The sequence below is a fragment of the Williamsia sp. DF01-3 genome, from assembly GCF_023051145.1.
In the GTDB taxonomy this organism is placed as follows: Bacteria; Actinomycetota; Actinomycetes; order Mycobacteriales; family Mycobacteriaceae; genus Williamsia.
This window is the reverse complement of record NZ_JALKFS010000005.1, coordinates 1,804,039-1,815,845: the sequence shown is the minus strand read 5'-3', so window position 1 is coordinate 1,815,845 and position 11,807 is coordinate 1,804,039. Positions and strand designations below refer to the sequence as shown.

Annotated in this window: 9 protein-coding genes; 5 read left to right on the top strand and 4 right to left on the bottom strand. The window is 64.8% G+C overall.

Annotated elements, in window-relative coordinates; translation table 11 throughout:
• Positions 1-24: 24 nt before the first annotated feature.
• The 4 genes from MVA47_RS10715 to MVA47_RS10700 are packed head-to-tail and all read right to left on the bottom strand — an operon-like array spanning position 25 to position 2,952.
• A complete protein-coding gene (locus MVA47_RS10715) occupies positions 25-1,302 on the bottom strand; it encodes an alpha/beta hydrolase (RefSeq protein WP_374474170.1) in 1,278 nt (425 codons plus the stop codon).
• Positions 1,266-1,511, bottom strand: a complete 246-nt coding sequence (locus MVA47_RS10710; protein ID WP_247207864.1) for a hypothetical protein — start codon at positions 1,509-1,511, stop codon at positions 1,266-1,268. The genes MVA47_RS10715 and MVA47_RS10710 overlap by 37 nt, the downstream gene beginning before the upstream one ends.
• Positions 1,508-2,167, bottom strand: a complete 660-nt coding sequence (locus MVA47_RS10705; protein ID WP_116917418.1) for a VOC family protein — start codon at positions 2,165-2,167, stop codon at positions 1,508-1,510. The genes MVA47_RS10710 and MVA47_RS10705 overlap by 4 nt, the downstream gene beginning before the upstream one ends.
• A 29-nt stretch (positions 2,168-2,196) precedes the next feature.
• Positions 2,197-2,952: a maleate cis-trans isomerase gene (locus MVA47_RS10700; RefSeq protein ID WP_247207862.1), complete on the bottom strand. Its 756-nt coding sequence runs from the start codon at positions 2,950-2,952 to the stop codon at positions 2,197-2,199.
• Positions 2,953-3,207: 255 nt separating this feature from the next.
• Between MVA47_RS10700 and MVA47_RS10695 the strand changes: the two genes are divergently transcribed.
• Genes MVA47_RS10695 through MVA47_RS10675 form a run of 5 tightly spaced genes read left to right on the top strand, consistent with a single transcriptional unit; the run spans position 3,208 to position 11,692 of the window.
• Positions 3,208-5,316 (top strand): hydantoinase/oxoprolinase family protein, encoded by a 2,109-nt coding sequence (locus MVA47_RS10695; RefSeq protein WP_247207861.1) that lies wholly within the window; start codon positions 3,208-3,210, stop codon positions 5,314-5,316.
• An 18-nt stretch (positions 5,317-5,334) separates the two neighbouring features.
• A complete protein-coding gene (locus tag MVA47_RS10690) occupies positions 5,335-7,656 on the top strand; it encodes a hydantoinase B/oxoprolinase family protein (protein ID WP_247207860.1) in 2,322 nt (773 codons plus the stop codon).
• Positions 7,653-9,350 carry a (2,3-dihydroxybenzoyl)adenylate synthase gene (locus MVA47_RS10685; RefSeq protein WP_247207859.1) on the top strand — a complete coding sequence of 566 codons (1,698 nt, stop codon included), beginning with the start codon at positions 7,653-7,655 and terminating at the stop codon, positions 9,348-9,350. The genes MVA47_RS10690 and MVA47_RS10685 overlap by 4 nt, the downstream gene beginning before the upstream one ends.
• A gap of 10 nt (positions 9,351-9,360) precedes the next feature.
• Positions 9,361-10,935 carry an FAD-dependent monooxygenase gene (locus MVA47_RS10680; protein ID WP_247207857.1) on the top strand — a complete coding sequence of 525 codons (1,575 nt, stop codon included), beginning with the start codon at positions 9,361-9,363 and terminating at the stop codon, positions 10,933-10,935.
• Positions 10,936-10,954: 19 nt separating this feature from the next.
• Positions 10,955-11,692, top strand: coding sequence for a TetR/AcrR family transcriptional regulator (locus tag MVA47_RS10675; RefSeq protein WP_247207856.1), 738 nt, complete (start codon positions 10,955-10,957; stop codon positions 11,690-11,692).
• Positions 11,693-11,807: the final 115 nt, after the last annotated feature.

Here is an 11,807-nt window from a genome sequence, read left to right as displayed (position 1 = left end):
CCATATCGCCCGGCGGGGCGGACGTCAGGATTCGAACCGCTCCCCCAGCCATCCACCGATCTCAGCAGCAGCCAGACTCGCCCCGGTCGGTGCCTCGTCGCGAATGGGCCCACCAAAGTGAGTCCCTTCCACCCGCACATGCGTCACGTCATCCGACCCCATGGCACCAACCATCTCAAGGGCATCCTCCGGGAAACATGCTTGATCCCCGGTCAATTCGACGAACAACGTCGGCACCTGCACCCCCGGCGCACAACGAACGAAGGCGGCATTGCTCGACAACCCCGACCACGTCGACAACCACGCATCCGCAGTAGACAGCCGGCCAAACCCGACCAACCCGTAGTTCGTCAGGTCCGGCCGTCGACCGAACAACGAACCATACGGCCGGTCATTCGGACTCAGTGACGGGTCCACAAACCGCAGATCCGCGTCCGTTCGATACACCGTCATCAGCCGCGGGGCCAACGCCGCACGTCGATCCACCGGATCACCCGAAACCTTGAATCGCGCACGCGCATCGGCACTCAGCGCAACACGCGCCCGAGCGACGTCATCAAGCCGCTCCACCCGCGCACGCTGAGCCACCCGATACCGGTCGATGAACTCCGGCGCGTACGACGACGCACCAGGAGCATCCACGAATCCGTTGGCCGGATCAAACGGATTCAGCGCCGGGTCCACACTCAACGGATCGTTCTCGTCAACCACCGACGGATCGATCAACCGCAGGAGCAACGCCCCCTGCCCAGGATGCGGCGCCATGAACAACGCACCGTCGGGCACCGGCATCTCCGCCGACGCAAGATCAATCGGCCTGCCAGCCGGGGTCCGCGTCAGCCGATCCCCGGGCGCCAACCCCGCCTGCTGATGGTAGAACGCAAACAACGTCCCACCCCCGGAATGCCCTAGCGACACCACCGACTCGAAGCCGCTGTCCCGCAGAAACACCTGGCCCGCCGCGACATCCAGCAGCGCCTGCTCGTGAATCAGATTCAGATCGTTGTTCACTGACCTCGTGCCCTGCGTCCACACCGCAAACCCGCGGGCCAGCAGTTCAGGAACCAGCACGTGATGGGTCAGATCCTGACGCGGATGCATCAACGCGACCACGGTCCGCGCCGACGGCACGGTCCGCAGCACCCCAGACACCTTGGCGCCGTCAGACGTGGTCAGCTCGTGCACCGACGTCACCGTGTTCGACGGTTGCTCCGCGGACTCGATGTACCGGCCTGCGCCTAACCGCTCGCCAACATCAGCAACACTCACAGCGGCTCCACCTTCAAGGCGTCTTTGTCCCATTGGGTGATTCGCGACGCTGCCAGACCAGAGACACAGCTGTACCAGACCGCATGGCGACAACCGGTGGCTCGCCGGTCGACCACGATGGCCGAATCAGCCGACACCCGGTAGTACGGCCCCACGTGATCCACGGTGACATCCGGATCCTCGCCCGCCACCGCAGCGACCGCCTTGTTCTCGGGCACATCCAAGATGAAGAACGTGGTCATCGTCCGGCCTCCACCACATCAAGCGCCGACTGCGCGTCCTGCTCCTCTTGCCACTGCGCTGCACGCTGAACGATCAGCTCAGCCTTGCGGGTCAGCAGACCGGCCATACTCGGATTCGGCGCAGACACAACGTCGATCAACGCGTCAATGGTCAAGTTTGCATCAAGATCCTCCTGGGGTGTCACCGGACGCATCGCTCGGGTGATCTCGATCATGTAGCCGTTGGGGTCATGGGTGTAGATCGACTCGATGGTCTCGTGCTGGATCTGCATCTCTACCGGCCAGTCACTGCCGTCGAGGCGCCGACGGTATTCGAGCAAGTCGTCCTCGTTGTCGACGTGGATGGCCAGGTGCCGCGACCGAATGAAGAAGATCGGAACGTCCTCGGCGAAGCGGGAATACGAGTCGCCCTGTGGTCCACCCTCGAACGGTTCGAGGCCGAAGTAATAGAAGAACGCCAGCCGGTCGTCGTTCCCGATGTCGAAAAAGAAGTGGATGAAGTCGGGATGCTTGTCCGGACCCCAGCCAGCGGCGCAAATCGAATGCACCACAGGGAAACCGAGCACGTCGCGGTAAAAGCGGACCGTGCCCGCCGGGTCGAATGTTGGGTACGCGACGTGGTCAACACCGCGCACCTTGTGGTCGAGTTCGCTCATGAGTACGTCCTTCTGTTGAGCTTGGGATGTCAGGCGGGAACGGATGCGACGTCTGCGCGTAGCAGACTTCCGGCGCCGTCGATGGCCACGGGCAGGCCGAGACCACGCAGCAGGCTGTACGCGCCGGCGGTCGCAGCCGACAGCACGGGAATACCGAACTCACGCTCGGCGTCGTCGATCAGTGCAAGTGACGGCATCTGCACGCAGCACGAGAGCACCACAGCGTCCACGTCGGTGAGGTCAAGTGACCGGGCGGCTTCCATGACGCGTTCGCCGGGGATGCAGCCGACCTCGGCGTTGTCAGCCACTTCAAGTGCGCGCCAGTCGACCACCGCGAAGTCCTCGGCCTCGAGGTATTCGACAACCTTCTCGGCCAGCGGTCGCAGGTACGGCGTCACGATGGCAATGCGCTTGGCATCGAGGGCACGCAAACCCTCAACCAACGCTCCGGCACTCGACCGGATGATCGCCTCCGAACCACCCGTCGCCAACTGCTCGGCAACGGCACCTTCCACCCGCTGGTGCTCCCCCGGTCCACCGACCATCAGCGCCACCAGGCAGGCGTAGAGGATCGCCTCCGGCGCGGCGTCGGCAATCTCCATCACGCACCGCTCACGCTGGGCATTCATAGCCGCGAGTTCCTCCGGCGACACCCGGTGCATCCGCATGCGGGTCGAGTGAAACGAGAACTCCGAGGTGGGATGTCGCCGCAACAGGGCCGGCATCTCGGTTTCGACGGTGACGTTGGAGCTTGGCACCACCAGGCCGATTCGGTGAACGCTCATCTGGCCGTCCTTTCGAGTTCAGGCGCCGAACACGGCGCCATCGAACGTCGCGTTGACGTCTACGACGATTATTCGACGCGTACGACAATTCGTCAAGCCGCAATCTCGACGGTCCTGAGCTGCACAAACCTCGAAGCACGCGGCACAATCGGTGAGGCGGCTCACATTTTCTGCTTGACAGTCGAGCATCGGCGTCGAATACTCAACGTCGACGTAAATGAACGAACTGCGCGGCAACTGAAGGAGAACCTGGCCATGGCATACGTGATCGGAGTGGACGTCGGAGGGACGTTCACCGATGCCGTCCTCGATGACGGGAACGGCCTGCTGATCGGCGGCAAGTCGCCGTCGACGCCCCCGGACTACTCACAGGGCGTCATGGACGTCCTCGGTGTGCTGGCGGAGCAATTGGGTCAGCCGCTCGACGAGATGCTGGCGAACACCCACCACATCGCGCACGGCACCACGTCGTCGCTGAACGCCCTGGTGATGGGCAACGTGCCCGACGTCGGGTTCCTGACCACCAAAGGCCACCGCGACTCGATCTACATCATGAACGTGGAGGGCCGGTATCTGGGCCGCTCCCCCGAGCAGCTGCAGAACGTGATGGCGCAGAGCAAGTCTCACGGTCTTGTGCACAAGCGACACGCGCTCGAGGTCACCGAGCGGGTCGACCGCGACGGCCGCGTGGTGGTGGCGCTCGACGAAAACGAGGTACGCGCCACTGTCAGAACCCTCCTCGACGACGGCATCACAGCCATCGCGGTGTCGCTCCTGTGGTCGTTCCGCAATCCCGCACACGAACAACGCATCCGCGACATCGTCCACGAAATCGACCCCACCGTCTTCGTGTCCCTCTCCAGCGAAGTCAGCCCGCGCATCCGCGAGTTCGCGCGCAACGCAACAACAATCATGAGCACCCAGATCGGGCCCGGCCTGCGCGACTACCTCGGTGAACTCGAAGGAAAGCTGCGCAACCACAAGCTCGCCGGTCCCCTGCTGGTGATGCAGAGCAACGGTGGCGCGGTCGCCGCGTCGGAAGCTCCCGGCAACGCGATCTCCACCGTGGGTTCGGTGCTGACGGGAGGTGTTGTCGGGTCGGTGTCCCTCGGACGCCAACTGGGACACAGCAACATCATTGCCACCGATGCCGGCGGCACCACGTTCCTCGTCGGCATGATCGTCGACGGTGAACCGGTCCGATCGTCCAGCACCATCATCAACCATCACCCCATCAACGTGCCGACGCTTGAAGTCCACGCGATCGGCGCGGGCGGCGGAGCAATCGCCTGGCTCGATGCCGGCGGCAACCTGCAGATCGGACCGCACAGTGCGCAGGCTGTTCCCGGTCCGGCGTGTTACGGCCAGGGCGGCACCGAGCCCACCAATACCGATGCCAACCTGGTCCTCGGCATCCTGCCCGAACGCGGCCTGCTCGGCGGCCGTAAAGCGCTGGACCTCAACCTCGCTCGCGAAGCCATCCGCACCCGCATCGCCGAGCCGCTCGGACTCTCGGTCGAAGAAGCCGCCGCAGCGATCTATGCGGTACAGAACGCTCAAACCGGAGATCTGCTGCGCAAGACGGTGGTGGAGGCGGGACACGATCCCCGCAACTTCATCGTCTACGCCTTCGGCGGTTCCGGCCCCGCGCACTGCGGGCTCTACGCCCAGGAGATCGGGGTGTCGCAGGTGGTGGTGCCCCTCGGCCAGGTGGCCTCCGCCTTCTCGGCCTACGGCCTGGCCTCCTCCGACATCGTTCTCGCCCGGGAACTCTCGGACCCAGCTGCGTTACCGCTCGATCCCGCGCGCGTGGAGCAGAACTTCAAGGTCTTGGAAGAGCAGGTCCGCGAACAGCTCGACCGGCAGGGCCTGACGTTCAAATCGGTGGAGATCGAACGCGAGATCGACATGCGGTACGCGATGCAGCTGGCCGAGGTGGCCACACCGATTCCGTCGGGCTCGTTGACCTCTGCTGAAGTCGCGACTGCAGCAGAGACATTCGAGAACCGGTACGCCGAGCTCTACGGCAAAGACAGCGGTTTCCGCGAGGCCGGGATACAGGCCATCACCTACCGGGTGCGCGGCACCGGCGTCCTCCCCTTCACCCCGGAGCTCCCTGAACTGGAGGTCGCCGACTCACCGGACGCGAGCGCGGCCCACCTCGGAGTTCGGAAGGTGTGCCTCGACGGCCGACAGGGATACGTCGACACCGACATCTACGACTACGCAGGCCTGCGTGCCGGCCACGTACTGCGCGGACCCGCGGTGATCGAGGTACCCACCACCACTGTTGTTGTGCCGCATAACACCACGGGCGAGATCGATCGCCTCGGCAACCTCATCATCACGGTCGACCAGACCTAAAGCCACAGGAGCCCATTCATGACCGCACCGATCCCCGGCTCAGAAGTCTTCTCCAGCCGGCCGATAGATGTCGACGCCCTCGCCAGGTCGTTGCCCCCGTCACTCCCCGTTCACACCGTCACCCAGGAACAGATCGACCAGCTCGATCCGCTCACCTACGAGGTGATCCGGCACCGTCTGTGGTCGGTCACCGACGAGATGGGCGACGCCCTCAAGCGCATGTCCGGGTCGCCGATCGTCACCGACGCCAACGACTTCGACTTCGCCGTCAGCGACGAACTCGGACAAGAAGTGCAGGTGGGCCTCTACAACACCATGCTCGTCGGCGCCGTCGACCTCGCCATCTACTGGACCCTGCAGCACCGTTCCACCAACCCTGGCATCACCGAGGGTGACATGTTCCTCTGCAACGACCCGTGGGTGGGCGGCGGACTGCACCAGAGTGACGTCATGGTGTACCAACCGGTCTTCTACGACGGCATGCTGTTCGGCTGGACGAGTGCCATCTGCCACGAGCCCGACCTCGGTGGCTCAGGACTCGGCTCGTTCGACCCCGCGGCCAAAGACGTCTTCTCCGAATCACTTCCGACGCCACCGATCAAGGTGGTCCGGGACTTCCAGCTACAACGCGACGTCGCCGACGTGTGGGTACGACGCTCCCGCGTACCGATGCTGGTGGGGCTGGACCTGCGCGCGAAGATCGGCGCGAACAGCGTCGGCCGTGAGCGGCTGCTCGCAGTCATCGAACAGTACGGCGCCGACACCGTCAAAGCGGTCATGAAGCGCATGATGGCCGACGCCGAAAGTCGGCTGCGCGCCAAGTTGACCGACCTGCCCGACGGCACCTGGCACGCCACCGGCTATCAGGACCAGTCGAGCGTCGGCGACCGGGAGGTCCACAAGATCACCCTCGCAATGACCAAGCAGGACAACCATCTCTCCTTCGACTTCACCGGCACCGACCCGCAAACCGGCGTCATCAACTGCACGTACGCCGGCATGCGCGGCGGGGTGATGCTCGCGCTTCTGCCGATCCTCGCGGGCGACATCCCCTGGTCTGCGGGCGGTTTGATGCGATGCTTCGATCTGATCGCCGAAGAGGGCACCATCAACAACGCGACGTTCCCAGCCGCGGTCAGTCGCGGTCCGATCGGGCCGGCGTGGCTAACAGGAAACCTCGTTGCCGAGTGCCTGGCGCAGATGCTCGACCGCCACATCGAACTCGGCAAGAACGTGATGGCGTCGTGCTGCGGTACCTGGGATACCGCGGTGGTCGCGGGCCTCGACGAACGCGGGGAACAACCGGTGCCCTTCCTGAACATCCTGATGGAGCCGATGAGCGGTGGCTACGGCGGGCGACCTGTCGCCGACGGCATGGACACCGGCGGCTTGTTCTGCATCCCCATGGGTCGCATCCCCGACACCGAGATGACCGAGTTCCTCTACCCGCTGCTCACGTTGTGGCGCAAAGAAGAACCCGATTCCGGCGGCCCCGGCCGTCATCGTGGCGGCGTGAGCGCATCGTTGGCCGTGACCCCGTACGGCACAAGTCTGCCGATGGGATTGATCTTCGCCTCCGCCGGCAAGGCGGTTGCGCAGAACTCCGGATTGGCCGGCGGTCTGCCCGGCAACACCGGACTGGAGATCCTCGCGCGTAACTCCGGAATCACCGAGTTGCTGGCGGGCGGCACCATCCCGGGCTCGCTCGATGATCTGGGTGACAACAAGGAGATCGGAGCCTGCTACGCCGAGAGCTACCTCGCGCCGGGTGAGGTGCTGTACATGCACTGGCAGGGCGGTGGTGGCTACGGCGACCCCCTGCGCCGCGACCCCGAGTCGGTGGCGCTGGATGTCCGCAATGGCAAGGTGACGGTGGACGGCGCTGCAGTGGGTTACGGCGTGGTGGTGCAAGACGGTGAGCTGGATACCGACGCCACTGAACAACACCGTGCTGCACTGAAAGACGAGCGCCGTGAGCGTTCCGATGTGCCCACCGGGCAGGAGTCCACGCTTGACCTGACCCGGGCCAGGCGGCTCGACGACAACCTCGTGGAAGTGACCATCGGCGACGCCCGAGTGGTTGGTTGCGCGCACTGCGGGCGCCTCCTCGGCGACACCAAGACGGGCAAGCTGTCGCTGGCGCTGTACGAGGGCCCCTCCCACACCGCCGGACCGCAGGTCACATCGGATCCTGCCGAATACGTCGACAGTCCAGTGGTTTTCCGTCAGCAGTGCTGCCCAGGATGCTGGACCGCGGTGTACTCGGGCATCGTGCCCGCCGACCATCCCGACCACGTGGCCGAGCTGACCCAGCTCCTCCCGGCGGTGGCAGGCGAATGACGGTTGCCACGCCGACCGGCCGCTCCCGCTGGGGAGCTCGGCTGGTCGACTATCCCGACGAGCGGGCCGAACGGTACCGGCGGTCAGGGTCGTGGACCGACCAGACCGTCGCCGATCGACTGCACGACACGGTGCAACGCCACCACGACCGGGTCGCCGTGGTCACCGAATCCGGGTCGCTCACCTACGGCGAACTGGACCGGCGCACGAACCAAATCGCCGCGGGTCTGGCCGACTTGGGTCTCGAACCCGGTGATCCGGTGCTGTTCCAGGCCACCAACCGCATCGAAACCGTTCTCGCCTGGTACGGCTGCCTCAAGGCCGGATTGGTGCCGGTGGCAACACTTGCCGCGCACCGTGGGCACGAGATCGGACACATCAGTCGAGCCGTGGGCGCGGTCGCCCATGTGGTGGAGGTGGGTCTCTCCTTCGATCTGGTGTCGTTCGCACAAGAGCAAGCCGACGGGCATCCGACGATGCGGACGGTTCTGACGGTCGGGGCGACTGACGTTGCAGCCGGAACGCATGCGGTGGAGACCTTGGGTGCGGATATTGCCGACGACATCGCACGTGAACGAGTCGAACGCATCCAGGCCACGATCGATCCACTCGACGTCTGTGCGTTCCAGTTGTCCGGCGGCACAACCGGCGTACCCAAGGTGATCCCCCGCCGGCACGTCGAATACTGGGACAACGCACGGCTCTACGCCGAGCGACTCGGCTGGACCGAGGAATCCCGAGTCGCGCATCTCATTCCGCTGATCCACAACGCAGGCATCACGTGCGCATTGCATGCCGCACATGCGGTGGGAGCGTGCCTCGTCCTGGCTACTCCCGATGCGCCGAGCGCATTCCGGTTGATGGCTCGCGAACGCGCGACCGATGTGCTCATCGGGCACGGGCATTACCAGGCAGTGACGAGCGCAGCATTCGACGAACCACGACCGCATCTGCGAACTGTTGTGCTGTCCGGCGCGAAGCCGAGTTCCGGATTGTTTGCGCGCGCCGACGGTGACGTGGACCAGCGGGCGGGCCAACTGTTCGGGATGTCCGAGGGCCTGTTCCTGGTGACCCCTCTGGACGCGCCGGCATCGGCCAGATCGACCACCGTTGGCACTCCGGTCGCCGAAGACGACGAAGTGCGGATTCTCGAGCCGGGGTCAGAGACTGTTCTCGCTGACGGCGAGGTGGGTGAATTGTGTTGTCGCGGGCCGTACACCATCCCGGGGTACTTCGACGCGCCCGACCACAACCGCACAGCGTTCACGTCCGACGGTTTCTACCGGACCGGCGATCTGGCCCGCGTCACGGTGATCGACGGGGTCCGTTACGTGTCGATCGAGGGGCGGATCAAAGACCTGATCAACCGTGGCGGCGAGAAGATCAACGCCGAGGAGATCGAGCTGCTGCTCGTCAAGCATCCTGGCATCGCCAATGCCGCGGTGGTGGCTATGCCCGACCCCCGGCTCGGAGAGAGAACATGTGCCTACCTCGTTGCCGCAGAGGGTGATCAGCTGTCGATGGCTGACGTGCAAAACCATCTGAATGCGCTGGGAGTGGCGAAGTTCAAGTGGCCCGAACGGCTCGAATGGCTGACAGCCCTGCCGCAAACCAACGTGGGAAAGATCGACAAGAAGCAGCTGCGCGCCGATGTGGCGACCAAGCTCGGCGCGTCGGTCCCCGTGACCCAGTGAGGACAGAACGATGAAATTGCAGCGCGTCGCCGTGCTCGGCGGTGGCCCCGGCGGGCTTTACGCCGCCCGGCTCTTCAAACGCAGTCACCCCGACGCCGAGGTGACCGTGTACGAACAGGGTTCTCCCGATACGACTTTCGGGTTCGGCGTGGGACTCGCGTCGAGGACTCAGCGCAATCTCCGAGAAGCCGACCCGGCTTCGCTCGATGCGATCGTCGACGTTTCTCACGCGCATGAGATGTCGATGCGAGTCGGTGATTCCGTGGCCCGGCTCTCGCACGGCGAACTGCTGGCCATCGCCCGCACATCCCTGCTGGATGTGCTGCAACGGCACGCGACCGAGGCAGGGGTGCGCCTGGAGTTCGGACAGCGACGCACTGTCGCGGACCTCGACGCCGACCTGATCATCGCTGCTGACGGTGTGGGTAGCGCGACGCGGGCTGAGATGTCAGATCTGTTTCGCCCCAACATCACCACCGGCAAGGGCTTGTACCTGTGGTGTGGAACAGACTTTGCACTGCCGAGCGCTATTTTCACCCCGGCGACCACCGAACACGGCACCTTTGTTGCTCACGCGTACCCGTACGCACCCGATCGGAGCACATTCCTCATCGAGACCGACGAGACCACCTGGCGCAATGCCGGTTTCGATGTGACCACCGAGAACGTCGGGCCCCTGGACAGCGACACCCAGTCGCTGAAGTATCTCCAGGATGCCTTTGCCGACACTCTCGGAGGCCATGCCCTCATCGGCAACCGCACACGGTGGCTGAGGTTCCGCACCGTGACGTGCGAACGCTGGCACGCGGGCAATGTCGTGTTGCTGGGCGATGCTGCGCATACAGCGCACTATTCGATCGGGTCTGGCACCAAGCTGGCCATGGAAGACGCAATCGCCCTGAATCGGTCTGTGCGAGAGGCAGAATCGCTGGACGAGGCGTTAACGGCCTACGAGGCGGCGCGCCGGCCTGGTGTCGAGTATCTGCAGACCATCGCGACCCGTAGCGAAGTGTGGTGGGAGTCGTTCCCCACCCGCACCGACATGCCCGTCGATCAATTGATGGTGGCGTACATGACCCGCGCGGGAAAGGTCAGCTTGGATCGATTCGCGGAATCGGCTCCAGACGTGGCGCGACGCGGGCTCGCCGACTACGCGGGCGTGCCGTCCGACGAAGTTCCGGACAGTGGTGTCAGTGAGTGGGCGCTGGTGCAGCCCTTCACACGGGATGGGTTCTTCGCCGACAGCCGGTTGGCCGACGCGTCGCTACGGTCGGATCCGGACACCGCTGTTGTCAGTGTTGACCTCGAATCAGCATGGGGTGCTCCGGCCGACGAACTACTCGCCGGCCTGCATGGGCGAGTTGTGTGGCTGACCGGTGCGCCGCACCGCGACGCCGTGCTCACGCGTCTCGACCTGGGCGAACGGGCGCGCAGCACGGGGCGCGTGGTCGTTGTGGAGGCCCCCGAGGCGTACCGCAGTGATCTGGCCGCGGGGTTGGCGAGTCAGCGGACGGACCTGGTGCACATCGTTGATGAGGCCGCGATCGATGGCGCAGTCGAGGACGTTCACGCGGCAACGGTGTGACGCGCACTATTGTTCGCTCATGACCAAGTCGACGCCGGACGGGACACCGTCGACCGCGACCGGGAAGCCGGGCGTCCGCAGTAACTCGCGCCGCGAGTTGGTTGAGCGCGAGATCATGGAGCAGGCCACCCGGCTTTTCGCCGAGAAGGGGCTGGCCAGCACCACGTTGCAGGACATCGCTGACGCCACCGGCCTGACCCGTCCGGCGATGTACCACTACGTCAAGAACAAGGACGAGTTGTTCGCCCGGCTGGTCAGTGAGATCGCCGAAGAGCCGGCGGTGTTGCTGCACGACATCAACCAGCGCACTGACCTCGACCCGGCTGCCAAGATCCGCGAGATGGCGATGTCGATTGCTTTGCACCAGATGCAGACTCAGGACCGCTTCCGGCTGCTCATCCGTTCTGAGGCCGAGCTACCGTCGGCGCTGGCCGAAACCTATCGCCAGAGCCGTCGTCGGGTGTTGCGGGAGATGACCACCGCGATGAACGAGGGAATTGCAGCCGGGGTGTTCCGTGCGGCAGATCCGCGTGTCGCGGCACTCGGCATCATCGGAATGCTGAATTGGATCGCCTGGTGGCATCATCCCGGAGACACCGACGGCGACCGTGACGTCGCCCAACAACTCGCGGACATGGCCGTCAGCTCCGTTCTCGAACCCGACGCGGATGAAACAGAACCCGGGCCTGACCGCATCATCGCGAGGATGCGGCAGAACCTGGACTATCTGGAACAGTCGTTGCGGGTTGAGGAGTGAGTCGGCCTATTGGGCCGCTTCCCCACGAGGGGTCTCGGTCAATCCAAGCGACGGATGTCCGTCCCCGAACAACATCTGTTACCCAAGGGCCGTCCGCAGCGGAACCACCGTCGCT